18 protein-coding genes and 1 pseudogene are annotated in these 22811 nt (G+C 50.7%); 3 read left to right on the top strand and 16 right to left on the bottom strand.

Going from position 1 to position 22811, the window contains the following annotated elements:
• Window positions 1–7 precede the first annotated feature (7 nt).
• Window positions 8–1495: an alpha-(1->6)-mannopyranosyltransferase A gene (locus tag ABMV07_RS09075; RefSeq protein WP_197691806.1), complete on the top strand. Its 1488-nt coding sequence runs from the start codon at window positions 8–10 to the stop codon at window positions 1493–1495.
• On the opposite strand, the gene ABMV07_RS09080 is transcribed toward ABMV07_RS09075, so the two are convergent.
• Entirely contained in the window at window positions 1496–1864 is a 369-nt protein-coding gene (locus ABMV07_RS09080) for an Rv2175c family DNA-binding protein (protein ID WP_088267234.1), read from the bottom strand.
• A 102-nt stretch (window positions 1865–1966) separates the two neighbouring features.
• On the opposite strand from ABMV07_RS09080, the gene pknB reads away from it, so the two are divergent.
• The gene (gene pknB / locus ABMV07_RS09085) at window positions 1967–4159 is read left to right on the top strand and encodes a Stk1 family PASTA domain-containing Ser/Thr kinase (RefSeq protein ID WP_197689475.1); all 2193 of its coding nucleotides are present in this window, start codon (window positions 1967–1969) and stop codon (window positions 4157–4159) included.
• Window positions 4160–4228: 69 nt separating this feature from the next.
• Here the strand turns inward: pknB and ABMV07_RS09090 are convergent.
• The 14 genes and pseudogenes from ABMV07_RS09090 to ABMV07_RS09155 all read right to left on the bottom strand — a co-directional run bounded on the left by ABMV07_RS09090 (window position 4229) and on the right by ABMV07_RS09155 (window position 19837).
• Window positions 4229–5527 (bottom strand): annotated as a pseudogene (locus ABMV07_RS09090) (IS3 family transposase).
• 132 nt (window positions 5528–5659) lie between these two features.
• The gene (locus ABMV07_RS09095; protein ID WP_088267372.1) at window positions 5660–7048 is read right to left on the bottom strand and encodes a class II 3-deoxy-7-phosphoheptulonate synthase; all 1389 of its coding nucleotides are present in this window, start codon (window positions 7046–7048) and stop codon (window positions 5660–5662) included.
• 112 nt (window positions 7049–7160) lie between these two features.
• Window positions 7161–7670, bottom strand: coding sequence for a polyadenylate-specific 3'-exoribonuclease AS (locus ABMV07_RS09100; RefSeq protein WP_088267371.1), 510 nt, complete (start codon window positions 7668–7670; stop codon window positions 7161–7163).
• 66 nt (window positions 7671–7736) lie between these two features.
• Window positions 7737–8462: a lysophospholipid acyltransferase family protein gene (locus ABMV07_RS09105; RefSeq protein ID WP_197690178.1), complete on the bottom strand. Its 726-nt coding sequence runs from the start codon at window positions 8460–8462 to the stop codon at window positions 7737–7739.
• Between the two features lie 51 nt (window positions 8463–8513).
• A complete protein-coding gene (locus tag ABMV07_RS09110; protein WP_088267369.1) occupies window positions 8514–9467 on the bottom strand; it encodes an ROK family protein in 954 nt (317 codons plus the stop codon).
• A gap of 130 nt (window positions 9468–9597) precedes the next feature.
• The gene (locus ABMV07_RS09115; protein ID WP_374064521.1) at window positions 9598–10731 is read right to left on the bottom strand and encodes a glycosyltransferase family 4 protein; all 1134 of its coding nucleotides are present in this window, start codon (window positions 10729–10731) and stop codon (window positions 9598–9600) included.
• Between the two features lie 20 nt (window positions 10732–10751).
• Entirely contained in the window at window positions 10752–11795 is a 1044-nt protein-coding gene (locus ABMV07_RS09120; RefSeq protein WP_088267367.1) for a C40 family peptidase, read from the bottom strand.
• A gap of 138 nt (window positions 11796–11933) precedes the next feature.
• The gene (locus ABMV07_RS09125; protein ID WP_088267366.1) at window positions 11934–12545 is read right to left on the bottom strand and encodes a C40 family peptidase; all 612 of its coding nucleotides are present in this window, start codon (window positions 12543–12545) and stop codon (window positions 11934–11936) included.
• Between the two features lie 777 nt (window positions 12546–13322).
• Complete coding sequence (locus ABMV07_RS09130) at window positions 13323–14945, bottom strand: cytochrome bc complex cytochrome b subunit (RefSeq protein WP_196977778.1); 1623 nt, start codon at window positions 14943–14945, stop codon at window positions 13323–13325.
• The gene (locus tag ABMV07_RS09135; protein ID WP_088267364.1) at window positions 14942–16162 is read right to left on the bottom strand and encodes a ubiquinol-cytochrome c reductase iron-sulfur subunit; all 1221 of its coding nucleotides are present in this window, start codon (window positions 16160–16162) and stop codon (window positions 14942–14944) included. Before ABMV07_RS09135 ends, ABMV07_RS09130 begins: the two co-directional genes overlap by 4 nt.
• Window positions 16159–17055, bottom strand: a complete 897-nt coding sequence (locus ABMV07_RS09140) for a c-type cytochrome (protein ID WP_174688209.1) — start codon at window positions 17053–17055, stop codon at window positions 16159–16161. The genes ABMV07_RS09135 and ABMV07_RS09140 overlap by 4 nt, the downstream gene beginning before the upstream one ends.
• An 82-nt stretch (window positions 17056–17137) precedes the next feature.
• On the bottom strand, window positions 17138–17755 hold the full coding sequence (locus ABMV07_RS09145) for a heme-copper oxidase subunit III (protein WP_010935207.1): 618 nt from the start codon (window positions 17753–17755) through the stop codon (window positions 17138–17140).
• Between the two features lie 538 nt (window positions 17756–18293).
• A complete protein-coding gene (locus ABMV07_RS09150) occupies window positions 18294–18725 on the bottom strand; it encodes a cytochrome c oxidase subunit 4 (protein ID WP_003852216.1) in 432 nt (143 codons plus the stop codon).
• Between the two features lie 23 nt (window positions 18726–18748).
• The gene (locus tag ABMV07_RS09155; protein ID WP_088267362.1) at window positions 18749–19837 is read right to left on the bottom strand and encodes a cytochrome c oxidase subunit II; all 1089 of its coding nucleotides are present in this window, start codon (window positions 19835–19837) and stop codon (window positions 18749–18751) included.
• 425 nt (window positions 19838–20262) lie between these two features.
• On the opposite strand from ABMV07_RS09155, the gene asnB reads away from it, so the two are divergent.
• Entirely contained in the window at window positions 20263–22185 is a 1923-nt protein-coding gene (gene asnB / locus ABMV07_RS09160) for an asparagine synthase (glutamine-hydrolyzing) (protein ID WP_088267361.1), read from the top strand.
• Between the two features lie 91 nt (window positions 22186–22276).
• Here the strand turns inward: asnB and ABMV07_RS09165 are convergent, their stop codons facing one another.
• Entirely contained in the window at window positions 22277–22621 is a 345-nt protein-coding gene (locus ABMV07_RS09165) for a HesB/IscA family protein (protein WP_088267360.1), read from the bottom strand.
• Between the last annotated feature and the right edge of the window lie 190 nt (window positions 22622–22811).

Here is a 22811-nt window from a genome sequence, read left to right on the forward strand (position 1 = left end):
CACACCTATGGATTTTTTGCAGAAACTTCTGCGTACTAGCTCAACATTATCGCCAGTGGGCGTAGGAATCTGCGCATCAATACTGATAGCTTTGGGTTCCTTTGGCGGCGGTGCCATTCGAAATCGCGGCGGGTTGCTCGAGTCTTTGCACGTCGAGTTTCTGGCTTATGGCCACGGTGCTGGTTTTTCCAATATCACGTTATGGATCGGAACAGCTCTGTTCATTATTGCGTGGTATCTTTTGGGCCGCCGCGTGATGCAATCAGCGGTTTCCCTCAGATATGTCACGCGCTGTATTTGGTTGTGGATTACGCCTTTGTTGTTCGCGGCCCCAATTATGTCTCGTGATGTTTACTCCTACTTGATTCAGGGAACTTTATTACGTGATGGTTTTGACGCCTATACGCAGGGAGCTGCGGTCAATCCCAGCCCTATTTTGTACGAGGTATCTCATGATTGGCGTAATACGACGACCCCTTACGGCCCTTTGCACCTGTGGTTGGGAGAATGGATCACCACGGTTACCGGCAACCACATTTCGATTGGTGTTTTGTTATTTAAGCTCGTTTCGCTTGTAGGTTTTGGGGCAATCGTTTGGTCGGTACCTAAGATTGCCACAGCTATTGGCGGAAATCCGACGTTCGCACTGTGGCTCGGCGTGGCTAATCCTGTCATGGTGTTTCATCTGATTGGTGGCATGCACAACGAAGCACTCATGGTAGGCTTGGTCAGCATTGGCTTTGTTTTTGCGTTACGACGTTCTCCTGCGTGGATCTTCGCTGGTATCGCTGTGATTGCTGTAGGCATGGCGCTGAAAGCAACTGCTGCTTTTGCGCTTCCTTTTGTCGTTTGGATCGCTGTGGCACAGGCAGGATCTACGCTGCGTTCCCGCATTGTGCGTTTTATGATTTTTGCTCTTGTGGGAGCAGTAGAAACAATCACCATCGTTGCACTCATTACATGGGCATCGGGAGCATCATGGGGATGGATCGCAGCTCTTAGTGGTAACACTAAGGTGATTAACCCACTGGCCTTCCCTTCCCTGGTAGCAACGCTGATTTCAGGTGTGGGTTCTTTGTGGCTCGACCCGTTCCCGTTCAATGCCGTCGTCGCAGTTATCCGCAAGATCTCCATGGTCTTCATGGGACTAGGCGTTATCGGCTGCTGGTGGTATTTCCGTAAGTCGGAACGCGCAGCTATCCAAGGCACGGCTGCTGGATATATGGTGGCGTTTTTCTTTAACGCGGTGACACTGCCGTGGTACTACACGAGCGTAGTCTCGCTCATCGGAACTTTTACACCGCCTGTGTGGTTACAGAAGCTAACAGTGATGGCATCGATAATCGTTGCTTTTGCTTTTACGGGCAGTGGCAATCATCAGCTCTACAATCCTGTATGGATTCTTGCTACGACCGTGGCAGCGTGGTGGATGACGCGTTCTATTTTTAATGCGAGCACAACGTCATCCCATTCCACGGCCGAATCAGTGCAGTAATTAGAAGCCCATTGCTTGGGCGCGTCGCATGACTTCGCGGGCTAGGTGCCCATGGATGGCGTCGATAGGCCGGCCTGGGAGGCTTTCGTCTTCGGTAAAGAGGAACTCGAAGATTTCTTGGTCGGTATATCCACCGTCGGAAAGCAAAGCGATAACGCCAGGGACGAATTTGTTCGTTGTGCCCTTTTCGGAAAGGAATGCTTCCGGAATTTTTTTAATGCCGTTATCCACGACACAAATCAGCTTGTGCGCACCAATCTGGTCGAAAACTCGAGTGACTGGCTGGCCAATGCGCTCAGCGTAATCCGGAACGGTAAGAAGGTTTTCTCCGGCAGAGAGGACAGAACTTGGAACAATATTGTTACTCACTCTGCCTAATCTATCGTGAATCTGGCCAATAGTGTTGTTTTCCCTCGCAATGAGGCCCCCTGAGTTAGCGAATCACCACCTCAGTCAGCCATACTATGTGCTATGGCAGATCTGACAATCGGCGACGTGCTAGAAAACCGTTATCGCATCGAGGCTCCTATTGCTAGGGGTGGGATGTCAACGGTCTACCGGTGTGTGGATACCCGCTTGGGTCGGCTTGTCGCTGCGAAGGTAATGGATCAGCGCTATCTGGACGACCCGATTTTCAAAGACCGCTTCCGTAGAGAAGCTCGATCCATGGCCCAGTTGAGTCACCCATGTTTGGTGGGAGTCTATGACTTTTCTTCCGATGGCGACAACATCTTCCTCATTATGGAGCTGATCATCGGCGGCACTTTGCGCGAGCTTTTGGCCGAACGCGGGCCTATGCCTCCTCATGCAGCGGTCGCCGTCATGCGTTCGGTTCTGACTGGTTTGTCCGTAGCCCACTCTGCGGGCATGGTTCATCGCGATATCAAACCCGACAATGTGTTAATCAACGCCGATCATCAGGTGAAGTTGGCGGACTTTGGTTTGGTGCGGGCGGCTTCGGCTAGCCAAGCTACTTCCAATCAAATCGTCGGCACGGTGTCTTATCTCTCCCCTGAGCAAGTTTCTGGCGATGACATCGGGCCCGAAAGTGATGTGTACTCCGCCGGCATCGTGATGTTCGAGTTGCTCACCGGCACCACTCCGTTTAGCGGCGACAATCAAATTGCGCATGCTTACGCGCGTCTCGATAGTGCGGTGCCAGCACCTTCATCCATGATCGCAGGAATTCCACCGCTTGTCGACGCCCTCGTTGCTTCTGCTACAGCGCTACGCCCAGAAGAACGCTTCGCCGATGCAGCAGAATTTCTCAATGCGCTTGACGACGTAGCTCAAGAACTACGTCTCCCAGATTTTAGAGTGCCAGTACCTGCCAATGCTGCAGCTTATCGTTCCAATGAACATCTCACTGGCCATTTCACTACCTCCGACCTCATGACCACGGATCTGCCGCGAGAAACTGAAGGCCTGTTTCCTATCGAAGACGCCAGCCCTCATACTCGCGCCTTCCAACCAATTACGCCACAGCCTGCTGCCCCCATCGGGCCTGTTGCACAACGAAAACCAGACTATTCTCCTGAACCAGTAGCACCACAACATGCCCCAGCTGCAACGCATGAGCCCGTCACCAATCGCTCCAAAATCAGTTTTGTTTTGTGGCTCATAGCTGTCATTACCCTAGCCACCGCGGTAGCCCTTGGCGCATGGTGGTTTGGTTCTGGACGCTATGGTGAAGTCCCCCAGGTCCTTGGCCTTGACCAAGTACAAGCTGTAGCCGTTACCGAAGAATCCGGCTTTGGCGCAGTCACCGAACCTGTATACAGCGACGACGTTCCTAAAAATGCCATCGCTGGCACGAAACCAGACCAGGGCCAACGTGCTGTGAAAGGCGACGACATCACGTTGCTGGTATCCCAAGGACGCCCGACCGTACCCGATGTTCCTCAAAGTCGTTCGGCTTCCGAATACCGTCGCCTGCTCGAAGAGCGCACTCTTGAGTACCGCGAAAGCTCCCCCGAATTTTCTGATTCCGTGCCCGAAGGAAAAATCGCCCGTGTTGTACCAGGTTCGGGCAACGAAGTCGCAGTCGGCAGTGCCGTATCAGTTACACTTTCCCAAGGTCCAGCACCTGTGAACATCCCCAATGTTTCTGAACGTCCCGTTGATCAAGCGCGAAGCGAGCTGGAAAAACTAGGATTCGACGTCACCATCGCCGAGGAATTTAGTGACACCATCCCTGGCGGTGACGCAATCGGTACCGACCCCGCAGCAGGCACTACTCTCCCCCGCGGCAGCTCAGTAACTCTTAAAGTTTCTACCTCTGTAGAAATTCCTGATGTTCGTGGAAAATCGCGCCATGATGCCATCAGCGCACTTGCTGATGCAGGTATTACCGTGGAGTCGATTTCTCGTTCCGATAATGAAGTAGGCAATTCTGCAGACGAGGTCACATCGATTACACCAAGTTCTGGTAGCCTCATCGATCCTGCACATACCAAAGTCTCATTGGTTCTTGCGGGCAGAGTCGAAGTGCCTTCTGTTGTAGGTAAACGCTACGCTGAAGCTAAACGCGAACTAGAGGCAGCAGGCTTTAGCGTGACCACAAGCGGGACGAGCAAGTCTTCTGCGCGAGTGTATTGGCAGACTCCTGCCGGTGGACGCGCTGAACCAGGGGCTACCATCAAACTCAAAACCTTGAGCTCTTAGAAGGCTTCAATGAAACATTAATGGGCCCGAAGCAATGAACTAGCCCCCGAAAGTTGGACTGGTTTAATTCTAGGTGGTTAGTGGTTCAAGGGTCTGGTTCCGGTAGTGCATCGGGGTCAGGCCCTTGAGCCGTTTCTGAATGCGTTCGTGGTTATACCAGTGTATGTAGTCATCCAGGGCCTGCCTGAAGTGCTCGAGACTGTCGAATGATTCACCGTGGTACGTCTCTGACTTGAGGTGTCCGAAGAAGTTTTCCATTACAGCATTGTCGTAGCAGTTGCCTTTCCTGGACATCGATTGGATGCCGTCGACACTTGTGATGAGGTCACGCCAGCTGGAATGCTGGTACTGGATCCTTTGATCTGTGTGTACCAGTAAGCCGCTTCCGGGAGATTGGCTTGTGATGGCATCTTTCAATGACTTTGACGTAAACGCTGTATTTGGCGAGGTAGACACACTATACGACACGGTTGAGCGGTCATAGAGATCCATGATTGGTGACAGGTAAACCTTGGTACCGGCAATGCGAAACTTCGTGACATCACTCGTCTACACTGTGTTTGGTTTATCGGGCGTGAAGCATCGATCCAGCATATTCTCCGCGATGTGACTGACAGTGCCTTTGTACGAGTTGTACTTCTTTTTTGTTCTGACCTTGGATTTAAGGCCTAGCTTGTCCATGAGCTTGTAGACCAGCTTATGGTTGATATTCCACCCCGTCCTGGCGAAGTTGAGTATGAATCCTCCGGTAGCCGTAACGACGGTTCGTCTGTGTGAAGACCTCGACGATCGCTTCCTTGAGATCGATATGTTTATCCGGCACGTTCAGGCGTTGTTGGTGATAGAAAAATGTTGATCGGGCAAGACCTGCCGTGTCTAACAAATCTTCTAGGCGATGGTCAGATTTGAGGATGACGATCGCTTCGACTTTTAGCTTCGTCGCTGGCTCCTTAAGTCCCCGCATTTTTTTAAGTACGCGTTTTCTGCCCGTAGTTTCTCCACCTCACGGTGCAGCCGGTCTTCCTTAATCAATGGCTTCGAACGGGCACTGCCTTTAGGTCTGTCCTTCGGTTTCGGCCGAAGTGCCTCATCACCACCTGTACGCTAGGCACGCACCCAATGGGAGACAAGTTGCTGCGAAGACGGCTCGAATTCTCAAGGCAAGATCTATCTTGGACTGGCCAGTGTTGAAACGATCAACGATCTGTTTTTTAACTTCGAAGGAATGGTGCTGTTTCGTTGGGTTTTTCACAAGACACAGCCTGCTATGAAGTTTGAATCGGCGTAGAAGTTTTCGCGCCGCATATTTGCTAACGCTCAACTGACGAGACGCTGCGCTGTAGCCTATTCCATGTTTAAACAAGTCAACGAGTTGCTCTCGCTGCTGGCTTAGAGAACTTCGTGCTCTCAAAGAAATACTCCCCACTAGTCGGAAACTGATTTCTCAGTCCAACTAATGGGGAGCAGTTCAGCGCTTCGGGCCCATTAATTTTATACGCGTTAGTTACGCAGCATCTCGGCAACCAAGAACGACAGCTCCAAGGACTGCTGGGTGTTCAGACGTGGATCGCATGCCGACTCGTAGCGACCTGGCAGATCAACGTCAGTAATATCTTCGGCACCACCAAGGCACTCTGTGACATTTTCACCGGTGAACTCAATGTGGATACCACCTGGATGAGTACCCAAGGCGCGGTGTACTTCGAAGAAGCCTTGTACCTCATCAATGACCTTGTCGAAGTGTCGAGTCTTGTAGCCGTTTGAGGAAGTGAAGGTATTGCCGTGCATAGGATCAGACTGCCAAATCACTTTGTGACCGGATTCCTCAACCGCTTTGACAATTCCAGGTAGCACGTCACGAACTTTGTCGTGACCCATACGAGCCACAATCGTCAAACGACCTGGTACGAAATCCGGATCCAATTTGTTAGCGTAAGCGACAACTTCTTCAGGAGTAGCTGTAGGACCAATTTTGATGCCGATGGGATTGGCGATCATGGCCGCGAAATTCACATGGAAATCATCGAGTCCACGAGTACGTTCACCGATCCACAGCTGGTGAGCCGACAAATCGTACAGTTCTACGTTTCCTTCTTCGTCTTCAGCCAGACGTAGCATCGCACGCTCATAATCAACCACAAGTGCCTCGTGAGAGCAGAAAATATCCGCCGAATGCAAGGTGTGGTCGTTAACGCCGCATGCACTCATGAAGCGCAGTCCGCGTTCAATTTCTTGAGCCAATGCCTCGTAGCGTGCTCCTGCAGGGGAGCTTGCTACGAATTCTCGATTCCATCCCGTGAGACGATGCAGATCTGCAGTACCTGAGCTAGTCAATGCACGAACCAAGTTGGAGGCTGCAGAAGAGTTTGCGTAAGCGCGAATCATGCGAGCCGGATCGTGTCGACGTGCTTCTTCTGTGGCTTCCACACCATTAACGATATCGCCCCGGTAATTAGGCAAGCCGTTAGCGTCTAAGTCAGACGATCGTGGCTTTGCATACTGGCCGGCAATACGAGCCATTTTAACTACTGGGGTGGAAGCACCATACGTTAAGACGACTGCCATTTGCAGAAGTGTCTTAATATTGGCGCGAATATGTGGTTCAGTGTTGGACTCAAAAGTCTCAGCACAGTCGCCGCCCTGAAGCAAAAACGCCTTACCGTTTGCTACATCAGCTAGGCGCTGCTTGAGCTCGCGTACCTCTGGAGCAACGACGATTGGCGGTACAGATTCAAGAATCTTACGCACAGTCTCGGCAGTTGCTTTATCCCAGCTGGGCTGCTGCTTCGCATCGCGAGCAATCACGTCTTCAAACTGCTGCTGAAGTCCATCCGGCAATGGAGGAAGATCAGGCAGGGCTTCTTTAGGGATATCTACTGTCCAACTCACATCTTTATGTTTAGCACGGAACAGGAAGAAGTAGCGTCTTGGCTATAAATAGATTCGCCACTAAGCCGAATTTTTCCATGTGCCGGGAAAAAGATTCCCCCATATGGACATATTATCTGTTGACTACATTACGTTTGTTCAACGGCAATGATTCGGCACAAATCTTGAACTTTTGCAGATTATGGCGAGCGTCGACAAGCGCGTCGTGATTTCCCTCCGGTATCTTAGGTAGGCGCGGACGACCGGCCATCTCCCAGTACTGTTTCAACTCATGTGTATATCGTGGCAGCTCCTTGGGCAACCCGCGCATATCCCCCCATAGCTGAGCCAAAACCACATGGTCATACGCTCCCACCCATGCCCACAATTCAGTGTTACCAAGCGTAGAAGTCAAAAACTCATAGACTTCCTGCCGAATTGTCGCATTACTTTTCCACAGCGAACTCGACGGATTAGGCATTTTATCTAAAACATTATCGCGGACCCATTTGTTCGCACGTGAATGATCTGCGTCAGTCGACACCGCGTAATACTCACGGCCGTCCTCACACACAATTCCAATCGAGACAAGATCGATCGTCTCTCCGTCTTCGATAAATTCAGTATCGTAAAAAAAACGCACAGATGCTCACATTCACAAAAGGTGTTGGATCGCTCTCAAACTCTAGACTATCCAACTCCTACAACACTAAGCCCCCTCGGGGTATCCCTTACCCGCAGCAAGCGACTTTTTAACATCGGCCGCATACAAATCGACGTACTGCTGACCTGTCAGATCCGCGAGAACCTTCATCACATGATCCGTAAAAAAGCGCATAGCATCATAAGAATCAGGATCATAACCAGCATCGATTACAAAGGAGCGCGGACTAATAGCCTTACCGACTTTGATGATTACTTTGTGCGGACGAGGAATCCACGTACCAATAGGATTGGCTTCGCTAGAACCGATCATCGCAATTGGCACCACGACCACGTCAGTGTCAAGAGCGATACGAGCCATGCCAGTCTTGCCGCGATAGATACGTCCGTCGGGAGATCGCGTGCCTTCTGGATAGATTCCAAAAAGATCCCCGCGATCAAGAATTGTACGCGCCGTTTCAAGGAGATCATCACTCGCGCTTTTCGACGTCCTGTCAATAGGAACCTGTCCTACCGCAGTAAAAAACCAACGCTGCAAAGAACCAACAAATCCAGGAGTTATGAAGTACTCCTGCTTGGCGGGGAATGTGATCTGGCGTGGCGACATCAATGGCAGATAGAACGAATCCATAACAGCTTGATGGTTTGAAGCAAGAATTGCCGAGCCCTTATCAGGAATATTTTCTAACCCATGAATCTCAGGTCGGTTGTACACCCGAAGGATAGGCCCCCACAAAATATGCTTAAACGTCCAATACCATTTGTTATGCATGGCTTCATCCTTATTTTTTCGAGCCGAATGTGCTAACACGATTAACTCAAGCTAGACGCGATGCCGAGCCAGATCAGATACCCCGATCATACCGGCATCGCCACCTAATTCGGCACACACCACCATCGGAAGGGGGCGATACCCAGACCCGACAATCTGCTGTGTCATGTGCTGAGTAGCCTTTTCCAAGAACAAATCGCTTGACGTGGACAACCCGCCTCCAATCACGATCTGCCCCGGATCCAAGACATCACACACGATAGACAAGGCGCGACCCATCCATTCAGCAAAATCATCAAAGACCTCGATGGCAAAAGCATCACCCTGGCGCGCCGCTTCGGTCACAGTTTTCCCACTCAATGTGCCTGAACGATAGGCAGCAGCAACCATCGAGTCGCGGCCACGATCGGCGTCGAGAAGCTCACGCGCTGTCGCTTCAATAGCAGTACCGGAACAATAACGTTCCAAACAGCCGCTCTTGCCACAAGAACACTGCCGTCCTTGAGGGACAACAGTAAGGTGGCCGAACTCAGGAGCGGTGCCAAAAGCACCGCGGTAGATCTCACCCTCGTGCATCAGTGTGGCACCGATACCAGTACCAACCGCGAATAAGACCCAGTTTTGCGAACCACGTGCCGCTCCGAAACGGTATTCTCCCCACGCTGCAGAATTCGCATCATGTTCAAGACGAACAGGAAGTCCCAACACGTCCTCTAATTCCGCACGCACTGGGCGATCACGCCACGGCAGATGAGGAGCAAAGCGAACAATTTCGCAATCAGGATCCAAAAAACCTGCAACGGCAAGACCTACAGCCGAAACCTCATGCTTTCCCCGCAATTGAGCTACCAGAGAAATAATGCCTTTTTCCAGAGCCTCAGAAGTTTTAGGGGTAGGAACCGAAACGGAGTCGATGATCAAACCGGAATCCGTCACCGCCGCTGCTCGCATATTGGTTCCACCGATGTCGAATCCGACAGTGACAGATTCTGACATATTCGTCATTGTTTCGCCTCGTTAATGGTAGACAACAGCGGTCGCCACAATGGCACAAGCCATAGCTTTCCAAGTATATCGACGACACGGCAGAACTTCACAACGCAGCAGCCACTAGGCTCGCACTGTTTCATCACATTTAGAGAATTAAAGACTTCAACCGAGCACCCATAATCTCCCAAGTCCAATGATCAACTACATGTTGACGGCCGGCATATCCCATCGATATAAGCGCAGCTGGTTGTTTCACAAGGTCGACGATAACATGAGCTACACTCGACGAATCTCGACCATTAACCACAACACCGGATGCAGGTGTCACAGTTTCGGGCGCTCCCCCCGATTCACCTACGATCACCGGAATGCCACACGCTTGAGCCTCCAAAAAGACAATCCCCAGTCCTTCAACGTCAAGACCACCTCCGCGAGTACGACACGGCATAGCGAACACATCAGCGCCACGCAGCATCATGCCCATCTTTTCCTCAGGTACCCGCCCCTCAAAAGAGATACGAGAACTCGCCTTTTGATCACGCGCCGCTAATCGACGTAGCTTCCCCTCAATGCGCCCCTTCCCCACAATCACCAGTCGCGCCTCAGGACAGCGCTGAACAATCCCTGGAAACGCTTTAATAAGCGTATCTTGACCTTTGCGTGGCACCAATCGAGAAGTACACACAATAACTTTGTCTTTCTCCGCCCACCCCAATTGATCGCGCAGCTCGAACTTCAGTTTTTCGTCCACAGGATAAAAGCGTTCAACATCAACGCCCGAAGGCAAATGGACAAATTTCGGATGCTCTCCAAAAGCCCGTCGGAACCTTCGCAATGTGTAGTCCGAAATGTAGGTCACCACATCGGAATGTTTACCAATAAAACGCAACACACTACGCGCACCTAGAACCATCGACCAACCAACCTCATGACCATGAGTGGTAGAGATAATTTGAATCGCCCCCGCAGCCCTAGCAGCAGGAGCCATGACAGCTAACGGTGCCGCAGCCCCAAACCAAACCGTCGATACGCCTTCACGTTTAATCAAATCCACCATCAGCTTTTTCACCTGCGGTGTTGGCAGCATTAGTTTATTTGAATACCGAATCACCTTATAAGGAACATTCTTATCAAATTCCCGCGCTGCCACTGAATCTTGTGTAGACGCAAAAACTACAACGTCTTCAGGTGGCAAAAGAGCCACAAAATCCCGCAAATAGGACTGAATACCTCCCACAGCCGGAGGAAAATCGTTGGTAACTAATAACAGCCTTGGCACGCCAACACTGTAGCAAACAGCTAGTAACGACGCGCCCCATAAATCGGCATAGAGTTAACCGGCACAACTTGCACCGGGATTCCATAATCCGAAGCATGAACCAACATGCCATTACCAGCATAGATACCCACGTGCGTAGCACCGGGGAAATATCCAACAACATCCCCAGGCTGAAGATCATTAATCGACACTGGCGTACCACCAGCCATTTGAGCCTGCGAAGTTCGAGGAAGAGTTTTACCCTGCTGCTGATAAGACCAATACACTAGCCCCGAGCAATCGAACTGCGATGGCCCAGCAGAACCCCACTCATAGGGCGAACCCAACTTCGACATAGCCGATTCAAGCGCGCTCATCCCCGAAGGCGAGCCCGCCACACCATCCAAGTTGTAAGCAACCGGACCATTTTTATCAATCCAACGCTGACGATCCGCAGCATTCAACGATTCCACACGGCGACGAAGATCCTCAGAGATTCGCTTGAGTTCCTCTTGTTCTTGCACCAACTCACGATGCTTCTTTTCCAACTCAGATTGTTTGAACTTAGACTCCGCAATAGCCATTGTGGCCTCATTACGACGATCAGCCGCATCCTTAGTGACTGCACCCAAGCGAGCCACCGTATCATTTGCCTTCTGAGACAACGTAGCCAGATACGCCGTACGATCAATCGCATTCTGGGGATTTCGCGCAGCAAATGCACTCGTAAGCGGATCCGTGATCGCGCCCCGATAACGTGATAAAGCCAAACGATTAACCACCTGCCGCGATTCACGTTCAGTTGCGGCCGCTTGCTCAGCCTGAGCAGTCAGGTCAGCCGCCCACTGATTGAGCTCTCCTAGCTTGGCCTGGCCTTCTTCCAACCAGACTTCTAACTGCTTAACTTCTTCGTTTTTCTCATTAGCACGGCGGGAAGTATCCCCCATCGATGCAATGAGCTCATCCACAGGATCCGCTTGAGCAATCCCCTGTGGTGCAGCTACCTCTGCCACGCCACCCAACAACAAGGAAGCCGACACAAAAGTTGAAAGCATGACCCTATGAGTCATTTTTGAAAAAACCACGAACGGTCCCCGATATCTACACAGTCTTAAGCGATTCTCCCACTATAGACATGCCATCATCGATGTGGCTAGTCCCAAGAGTTCTACATAAAAAGATAGAGGCCTCAGCACATGCTGAGGCCTCTATCTCTTCGTATTTTAGTAACGCACTGCGTTATAGAAAGGCATGTAATCGATTGGGGTTTCCGACAAAGGGGTGCCCTCCGTTAACGCGTGGATAACAGTTCCATTACCGGTATAGATTCCGACATGGGATGCACCAGAGTAGAAAGCGATAATGTCACCTGGCTGAAGGTTTTCACGAAGAACCTGCATACCACCAGCCGCCTGTGCGTAGGAGGTACGAGGAATGCTCTTACCAACCTGAGCATAAGCCCACGAGGTCAAACCGGAGCAGTCAAAAGCGTTAGGGCCAGTTGCCCCCCAAACGTAAGGGCTGCCGATGCGAGAGCGCGCAGCATCCACAACTGCTTGACCGTTGCTTGCTACTGGAGCTCCAACGAGCGCCGGGTAGTTAGCAGGTTCACCCTGACCAGCCAAGGATGGAATCCACTGATCAGCACTAGGAACGTTTGCAATTCCAGGAACGTTTTCGATACCAGGAACCTCGAAACGGATACCGGTGCTTGGAACAACAACCTCAGCTGCTTGAGCAGGCACTGAAAGCGTAGCTGTGGCGCCTACAACTGCAGCGGAAGTAGCCACTGCCTTGCGTGCGGTTGAGTTGTCGTTACGGCGATGCTTAGCCACGGAGATTCTCCCAATCTTCGAGGTCGTCCTTTTAGCGGACCCTCCAACGATTCTAAAACCATCGGAGGTATTGACCTTTTCAAGTTATGTAAGTCGTGGGGCCCATAGTTCGGGCTCAATTTCAATGTCTCGATTAGGTTACGAAAGTACAACGAGCTTGTCTAGCAAAAATACGCAACTGGCTGTTATCAAACCGCAATTTAAAGAAATAGAGCTTTCCTTAACGTTTCATAAGCGCCCACCACTTTGTAACAATTTGTTATAAAACTAGCCGAATTTTAACTAATTGACCTGCACAAACAGAAATCGACATCACAGCCACCACCACCACTAAAACACCCACAATCAGGACTATCGCTAATCTAAAATAAGTTACTGTGCGTTCCGTCACATTTTTGTAATGTAGTGCGAATCCGAGCTCACAACACACGAATACATACCCATAACAACGCCATCTCCAATGGACATTGCCACCACAGCACGCTGTTTTTGCGCGCATTATAAGGATCATCGTCACCATCAATAACACTTGATTTTTTCACAGCTATGAGATTGTCCTCATTTGTGCGACGAGAACCCCTCCTATATTAAGGAGGCCGCACATCCCCAACCAATGGAATCAAGACTTGTGAAGCGCAAACCACCGCTAAAAACGACGCTACATACCTATATATCGGAGGAGAACATACAAAGAAGGGGCGTTGGTGAATTCCACTTACGTGAAATCTTGCACCAACGCCCCTTTTTCGAGACTCTAGCGAAACAATCTACACAGACTTAGTCTTCTTCGACTCCATCTTGTGCACGGTTGTTTTTCTGCAGATTCTTGTACATTGCCATTTCTTCCAAATGGTTTTCGTGCTCGATCTCTGCATACTTAGCAGCAAGGCTGTCATTGTCTGGGGTGAAGTAGCCACCGCGGCCAGGTTCGCCACCGAAGCCAAGGTCATTGAGCTGCTTCGGTACTGGAGCTCCGGCGTATGGCAGTGGTACAGCATGACCATGCTCATCGACTGGTCCAAGTGGCTGGTGTACCTCAACGAATGCACCATTTGGCATGATCTTGATAACGCCAGTCTCAATACCGTGCTCAAGCACTTCGCGGTCAGAACGCTGCAGGCCAAGGCAAATACGGTAAGTAATGAAGTATGCCAATGGAGGCAGTACGATCAAGCCAATACGACCGACCCACGTCATTGCGTTCAGTGAGACTTCGAAGTGGTAAGCAAACAGGTCGTTACCGCCAGACAGCGTGAGCAAGAAGTAGAAGACAATAGCCATCACACCGAGCGATGTACGTACTGGAACGTCGCGTGGCCGCTGCAGCAGATTGTGGTGAGCGTCGTCGCCAGTGATCTTCTTCTCGATGAATGGGTATCCGACCAGCAAACCAACCAGAACACCACAGAGAAGTGCGACCCAGAAAGCGCCAGGGATTGTGTAGTGGCCGATGTAAAGCTCCCAAGCAGGCATGACACGAGCAGCACCGTCAGTCCACAGCATGTAAATATCTGGCTGGGAACCAGCAGAAACCTGAGATGGGTTGTATGGACCAAGGTTCCAAATAGCGTTGATGGAAGTGAGACCAGCCAACAGTGCCAGCACGCCCAGGGTAACCAATCCGAATGAAGAGGTTTCCAGGATGAAGACTGGGAGGATTCGAACACCTACGACGTTGTTCTCAGTACGACCTGGTCCTGGGAATTGGGTGTGCTTCTGGTACCAAACAAGAGCCAAGTGAGCTGCAATCAAACCAAGGATGATGCCTGGGATGATGAGAACGTGAGCGATGTAGAAACGATCGAGCATCAAATCGGATGGGAAGTCGCCACCGAAGATGAGCCAGTGGAGCCACGTACCGATGATTGGCAGAGCCAAGATGATCGCGGACATAATACGCAAACCAACGCCAGAAAGCAGGTCGTCTGGTAGCGAGTAGCCCATGAAGCCCTCAGCCATACCAAGGAACAACAGCACACAGCCGATGATCCAGTTAGCTTCACGAGGACGACGGAAAGCACCGGTAAAGAAGATGCGGAGCATGTGAACCGTCATGGAAACCATGAAGGTCAGAGCTGCCCAGTGGTGCATCTGACGGATGAACAATCCGCCGCGAACTTCGAAGGAGAGGTTCAGTGCAGTCTCGTAGGCACGAGACATTTCGACACCGTTAAGTGGCAAGTAGGCACCATCGTAAATCACCTTGGTGATTGATGGGTCGAAGAACAAGGTCAGGTAAACACCGGTCAGCAGCAAAATAATGAAACTGTACAGTGCGATTTCACCAAGCATGAATGACCAGTGCGTTGGGAAAACCTTGTTGATCTGTCGACGGATACCCGAAGCCGCGGTGTAACGCGAATCAATGTTATTGCCGATTTCGGCTAGTTTGTTGCTCATGAACGACGCTCCCAGAATGCTGGGCCGACAGGCTCAATGAAGTTGCCTGCGGCGACGAGGTAACCCTCTTCGTCAACGGTAACCGGCAGCTGTGGCAACGCACGTGCGGCTGGGCCGAAGACTGGCTTGCCGTAGTGCAATGCATCAAACTGCGACTGGTGGCACGGGCACAAAATTCGGTTGGTTTGGGCTTCGTACAAAGAAGTTGGGCAACCAATGTGCGTGCAGATCTTTGAGTATGCGTAGTAATCGCCGTAGTGGAAGTCCTCCTGACCCTCACGTTCGATCACTTTATTTGCGTCACTGTTACGCAAACGGATCAACATAACAGCGTTACGTGGACCGTGGATAGAGTGCATCTGCTCTTCGTAAACATCAGCGCTGGCATCATACTTATCACCATCGTTGACGAATTCTTCCGGCAATGGGAACACAGTTTCCATAGCCGCTGCAGCCAAATCTTCAGGACGCATACGAACCAAGCGGGACACGCCTTGGGTGCTGTAATGAGTACCAACAGACGTTTCGTGCTTCTCAGCTGTAACACCAGTGTCACGGCCCAGGTAAAGCTTGACGCCTTTTTCATGCAAGGTCCAGCCGGAGGTCCACAAGGTGCCATCACCTTGAATACCGAGTTCACCCTTCTTCCAAGGGTTCTTCACCATGCCACCAAGTGGAGCGATGATGGTAAGACCAGCGAGAACACCACCGATGCCGAGCATGGACTTCAATACCTTGCGACGACCCAATGTGGAAGTTTCCCAAGAGTCATTCAGCAAAGCGGTGATGGTGCGACGGTCGATTTCTTCGGATGGACCGTCGTGACGACGCTGAACCGAGATTTCAGAAGGAATGATCTTCTTGATGTAGAAGATCACGCCGATGCCAAGCGAAAGAATCGCAAGACCGGAGGTAAGACCAAGCAATGGAGTGTAGAAGGTGTAAATCCACAGACCATCTTCGCCTAGACCCTTATACTCCCATGGCATGAAGAGATAAACAGCGAGGAAAGCAAGGGCGGAAACGATGCCAATGCCGAACCAGATTCCAACGGTGCGAGATGCACGCTTAGATGCTGGGTCGCCTTCAACTGGGAAGCGCTCCTTGCGGTAAGCAACGGTAACGCCATCAAGTTCAGTGCCGAGACGAGCGAGTTCCTCGTTCGACATTGCATCCAATTTTTTGGAGGTGTAATTCATTTCAGGGTTATTGCTCATGAGCGCGATCCAATCCACATGGCAGCGGCCACCAGGACCACGATTCCAACAAGCCACATCATCATGCCCTCGGTCACAGGACCAAGACCACCGAGGTTCCAACCACCTTGGCTAGGGGTTTCTTTTGCCGACTTGATGTAGGCAATGATGTCTTTCTTCTCGTCTGCAGAAAGCTGACGATCCGAGAACTTCGGCATGTTTTGTGGGCCGGTAAGCATTGCTTGGTAGATTTCCTGCTCATTAGCTGGATCTAGAACCGGAGCGTACTTACCACTGGAAAGAGCACCACCACGACCAGTGAAGTTGTGGCATGATGCGCAGTTCAAACGGAAGAGATCGGAGCCGCGAGCGACATCGGCTGGATCGATTCCATCTTTGTAGTTGGCGCCACGTAGTGACTCCATGGCTACCGAACCATCTTTGTTGTAAACAATAGATGGGCCGCCACCATTAGCTTCGACGTATGCGGCAATTGCTAGAGTCTGAGCCTCGGAGTATCGAGGAGTCTTTCGCTTTGCTTGCGCCTCATTACGGAGCATTGGCATACGGCCGGAGTGAACCTGGAAATAGGTTGCACCAGAGCCAACGCCGATAAGTGAAGGACCGCGGCCTTTCACACCTTGAAGGTTTGCACCGTGACAGGTGATACACGCAACGTCGTAGAGATCCTTACCTTCTTGGATAAGGGCCTGCTCGTCTTGCTGCGCAGTAGCAACCTGTGCATCTGGAGTTACTGCGTTGACCAAAATGCCTGCACCGGTCAAGCCGACAGCAAGAGCCATAGCGCCAGCAGCGGTACGACGGAATTTACGGCGTGCCCTGACTTTCTTGGTGTTGGTCATCGACTTCTCGGCAGCGCCTGAGTCGATTGGGTTAGGGGTGGTTTCCATCATTTCCCTTAGAGTCTCGAATACGGAAATTGAGGGTCTTAGTTTTTCTTGCGGTTATGCAAGGTGATGTTGCAACAACGGCGAGTTACTGAATGAAGTAAATCGTGATGAACAGACCGATCCACACGACGTCAACGAAGTGCCAGTAGTAAGAGACAACCATAGCCGCGGTTGCCTGCGCTGGCGTGAACTTTGACTTAGACAGTCGAAGCAAAACCACGACGAAGGCCAACGCGCCGGCAAGGACGTGTGCCGCGTGGAAGCCAGTCGTGATGAAGAACGACGATCCGTAGACACTGCTCTGGATGGTCATACCGTGCTCTACCAAGTGGAAGTACTCATATGCCTGGCCAACCAAGAAGATCGCACCCAACAGGATGGTCAAGGAGAACCAGCGGCGGACACCGAACACGTCACCACGCTCTGCCGCAAATACACCAAACTGAGCCGTCACAGACGACGAAATCAGGATGATCGTAATCACCAAAGCATAAGGAACGTTGAGATGGTGTGCACCTTCCTTCCACGAACCATTACCAATACCGTTTGCACGCGAGGTGAAGTACATCGCGAACAAACCAGCAAAGAACATCAATTCCTGAGACAGGAACACAATCGTGCCGACACTGACCATATTTGGTCGGTTAAGTGCCGCAACACGTTGTGGTGCTGCCATATCTTTATTTCCAATTGCGCTCGTCACGCTAATAAGTATGGTCTTTTGATTGGCCTAAGTCACTTTTTGCCCCCGCAACTTTAGTTTGCTGGTAGGCGCAATAATTTGTTAACAGTGCAAACTTGATTGCAAAATTTTTTAGAAATTTTCGGGAACTTTTTACCACTGACATCCGACTTAATATTTTCGCAGGTCACAGGGCCTGAATTATGGTTCACGATTTACCAACGCTCCCCCTGCGCCCCATCGGGGTAACTGGGTGTGATTATTTTGCAAAAATCCACAAGTTCATATGTGGGTTATCTCACATCAAGAATGGCGAATTATCGGCCAGTTACAACTTTTGATCGAACCCCCACCACCTGCATAAATCCTATAACTAAAACCTAGTAGATAGCCATTTCAAATACTGTGGGAAATATTTCTACAGATTCTGGGAACTTTTTACACTGCCCCATCGACCGCAAGACTTAATGCCATTTTGTCTCTATACGAAAATAGAAAAAGGCTAGTGCCACCCTCTACTGAGGATGACACTAGCCAGAACTAGCGTTAAGAAAAACTCTTAGTGCTTTTCCTTAGGAATTCCGTATTGCAGGTTCAACATGGTGGTTGTGTAGATTAACAAAACAGCACCGATCGCGATCAACCAGTAGTGCATGTAAACGATACCGAAACCAAGCACTGCAATTGCACCACTCATAGCCAATGGCCAGATGGAGCTTGGGCTGAAGAATCCTAGGGTACCAGCGGCATCGGCAACTTCAGCCTCTTCCCAGTCTTCAGGAAGAACGTCAATTCGGTTCTCAGTGAAGTGAAGGTAGCCGCCCAGCATGACCGTGAGTAAAGTACCCAAAATCATGCAGACTCCACCTGCCCACTCGTAGCCAACCATGTAGCCAGAGTCTTCAACGTGCATTGTGGCGAAGAGGTAAATGATCGCCATGATGGCAAGGAAGGTTGCCATCGAGTACATGATCTTTGATGTAGCCTTCATGTTCTCTTACTTCTCCTTATTAATTACGCCGCAGCGGTATCGTCGAAGTTCTCGCCGTCACGCGTAGCGCGCTCCGAGTTGAATGGGTGGGTGCTGGTTGCGTATGGAGCCTCACCGATCGACTTCAAAGCGTCCGAGTTGGTTGCCTGTGGATTGTCGTTACGGAACTTGAGGTACTGAGCAAATTTCTCAGGAGATACAACACGGATTTCGAAGTTCATCATTGCATGGTAGGTACCGCACATTTCTGCACAGCGGCCCACGAATGCTCCTTCTTTTTCAATCTTTTCGATCTGGAACCTACGCTGCTGCTTGTTCTGCTCTGGGTGGTTGTATGCATCACGCTTGAAGAGGAACTCAGGAACCCAGAAAGCGTGAGATACGTCTGCAGAAGCTAGATCGAATTCGACTGGAGTATTGGAAGGAAGAACCAAAACTGGAATTTCTTCAGAGGTACCCAATGTTTCAATCTTGTTGAAATGAAGGTAAGAGGTATCCGTCTTGGAACGACCGTTAATTGGGTTCGGATTGTCGCCGCCCTGATCAACCTTGGTCTTCTCAGCTGCTTCCTGACGCTTCTCATCGGTGCCAACATAATCGGAACCGGTTGGGGAAAGCTCACCGGCAACCTTTGCGTATCCGAACTTCCAGTTCCACTGGTATCCGGTGACGTCAACGGTAACCTTTGGATCCTTGTCCATTGCCGTGACTTTGTCCTGGGTTTGCACCGTGAAAAAGAACAATGCCATAACAATGATGATTGGCACGATGGTCAGTACAAGCTCCAATGGGATGTTGTACTGAGTCTGGCGTGGGAATTCATCCTTGCCAGCTTTCTTTGCGCGCTTTGCGCTCCATGAGAACATGCCGTAGATAAACAAGCCCCACATGATAAAGCCGATGATCCACGCCGTTACCCAAACCCAAACCCAGAAGTTGTACATCGAGGTAGCTTCTGGGGTAATGCCCTTTGGCCACCCGAATCCCAAAGCGGTACCCAATGGGCCACCTGGAGCCTCAACGTCACAACCCGCAAGAGCTAGGCCACCAAAACCGATGACGCTGCCAAGCAGAGCCTTACGGACTGTGCCACGCTTTTCCTGCTGTTCCACGCGCGTTTGCCTTCCTGTCGCACTAGTTCTTGAGACACTCCACCACTCTTCCCCACACAGTAAATGCGCAGAAAATCACACGGAGGTCTATCTATATGTAGCGAGGATAGTCGATAGTCACGTCTTTTCCTTAATAACTAACAACGGCTTCCCCCGCCATTTTCATGGGATTTTGCCGGAAATCGACGGTTTTCACCTCTTTGCCCTAACGCAACGAAATTTCATTGACTTTTTACGTGATAGATGTCACATTGATTTTCGCCGGTATCATCCAAACGTATAACCACCCCGCGGGATCACCCACTTGGCTGAATTATTCACCAATTCTTCCCTCAATACACGGTAGGGATTCAATCCCCCATCGCTGTTTCGGGGTAACGTAAGACAATCCGGAAGTTACCAATAGACGAGGAGGATCTGCTCACATGTGTGGACTTCTAGGCATGCTCTCCAGCACAGGACAGGCCAGTAAGTATGTAGCTGCTATAGAAAGTGCTTTGCCGTGCATGCACCACCGAGGCCCTGACGAAGCAGGTACTTGGCATGACGACCATGCAGTTTTTGGCTTTAATCGCCTATCGATCATCGATCTCGAGCATTCTCACCAGCCCTTGCGATGGGGGCCTGAAGGCGAGCCCGACCGCTATGCCATGACTTTTAATGGCGAGATCTACAACTACGTAGAGCTACGAAGAGAACTTCAAGACCTCGGCTACACCTTTGACACTTCAGGCGACGGCGAAACTATTGCTGTCGGTTTCCACCACTGGGGTGCAGATGTAGTTCTCCACTTGCGCGGAATGTTTGGCATAGCCATTTGGGACACCAAAGAACAACGTCTTTTCTTGGCCCGCGATCAATTTGGCATCAAGCCGTTGTACTTTGCTACCACCGAAGCTGGCACCGTTTTCGCCTCTGAGAAAAAGTGCATCTTGGATATGGCAGATGCTATTGGTCTAGATTTGGGGCTTGACCAACGTGCTATCGAGCACTACATCGATCTCCAATACGTTCCAGAGCCTGAAAGTCTTCATCAGCACATTCGACGCCTAGAGTCTGGCTGCTTTGCTTTCGTTTCTGTGGGAGGCAATGTCGAGCAGACTCGTTACTTCCTTCCTCAGTTCCCCGCACAAGAATTTCCAAAGGACAAGGAACAGGATCTCTTCGATCAAATTGCCAAGGCCCTAGAAGATAGCGTCGAAAAGCACATGCGTGCCGACGTCACTGTCGGTTCCTTCCTGTCTGGCGGCATCGACTCCACTGCGATTGCAACTTTGGCAAAACGCCATAATCCGAATCTGTTGACATTCACAACAGGATTTGAACACGAAGGATATTCGGAAGTCGATGTGGCTGCAGAATCCGCTGCTGCCATTGGAGTGGAACATATCGTTAAGATTGTCTCTCCCGAGGAATATGCCAATGCCATTCCTCAAATCATGTGGTACTTGGATGATCCAGTAGCCGATCCTTCCCTAGTCCCATTATTTTTCGTTGCTCAAGAAGCCCGCAAGCATGTCAAAGTCGTGTTGTCAGGCGAAGGAGCAGACGAACTATTTGGTGGTTACACCATTTACAAAGAGCCGCTTTCTCTTGCTCCATTTGAAAAGATTCCTTCCCCGCTACGTCGCGGCCTTGGCAAAGTAGCCGAAGTTTTCCCTGACGGAATGCGTGGTAAATCCTTGCTCCAACGCGGTTCGATGACGATGGAAGAGCGTTATTACGGAAATGCTCGTTCCTTCAATTTTGATCAAATGAAGCGCGTTATCCCATGGGCCAAGAAGGAATGGGATCACCGCGAAGTCACCGCACCGATCTACGCCCAGTCTGAGCACATGGATCCCGTTGCGCGAATGCAGCATTTGGACCTTTTCACGTGGATGCGCGGCGATATCCTCGTCAAGGCCGACAAGATCAACATGGCTCACTCCTTGGAGCTTCGCGTCCCATTCTTGGATAAAGAAGTATTTGAGGTTGCCGAAACCATTCCTTTTGACCTCAAGATTGCTAACGGAACGACCAAATATGCGTTGCGTAAGGCTATGGAACAAATCGTTCCGCCGCATGTGCTACACCGCAAGAAACTCGGATTCCCAGTGCCTATGCGCCACTGGCTAGCCGGCGATGAGCTATTCGGTTGGGCTCAAGACACCATCAATGAGTCGATGACCGACCAATACTTTGACAAGACAGCAGTCTTAGCAATGCTCAATGAGCACAAGAATGGTGTATCTGATCACTCCCGCAGGCTATGGACCGTCCTTGCATTTATGATTTGGCACGGAATTTTCGTCGAGCACCGCATTGATCCAAGCATCGAGAAACGCGATTATCCTGTGTACCTATAAGCGGCCGCTTGCCTAGCAACTCCATATAAAAAGATCCCGCTAGTTCTCCTAGAAAAGTAACGGAGACCTAGCGGGACTTTTTTATTTACGTTTAATTAAACGAATCACCACAAGCGCAAGAGCCTGTAGCGTTCGGGTTATCAATGGTAAAGCCCTGGGATTCAATGGTGTCAGCAAAGTCGATCGTCGCACCAGCAAGATAAGGCACAGACATTTTGTCAACGACTAGACGAACGCCACCGACCTCATCAACCTTATCTCCGTCGAGGTCACGATCATCAAAATAAAGCTGGTAACGCAAACCAGCGCAACCGCCTGGCTGAACCGCGATGCGCAGCGAAAGGTCGGTACGACCCTCCTGCTCCAGCAAAGCTTTAGCTTTTGCAGCAGCAGCATCGCTCAAAATAACGCCTGTATTGGAAGCAGGTGCAGTCATGTTTCTCCTTCAAATTTTTATAGCTCCGGTGTCGCACAATATTGTGCAACACCGTGGGTAGAACCTAGGGTATCGCACCTTAGTGCGTGATCGCATAATGCGGTTACCGATGCTGGTACTAACGGCGTACCCCCAATGTTTATTCCGCAGTCATTCTATGCCCTCATATCTGGCTGGTCTGTTCCACTTT

This window comes from Corynebacterium belfantii, assembly GCF_041898185.1.
Classification (GTDB): domain Bacteria; phylum Actinomycetota; class Actinomycetes; order Mycobacteriales; family Mycobacteriaceae; genus Corynebacterium; species Corynebacterium belfantii.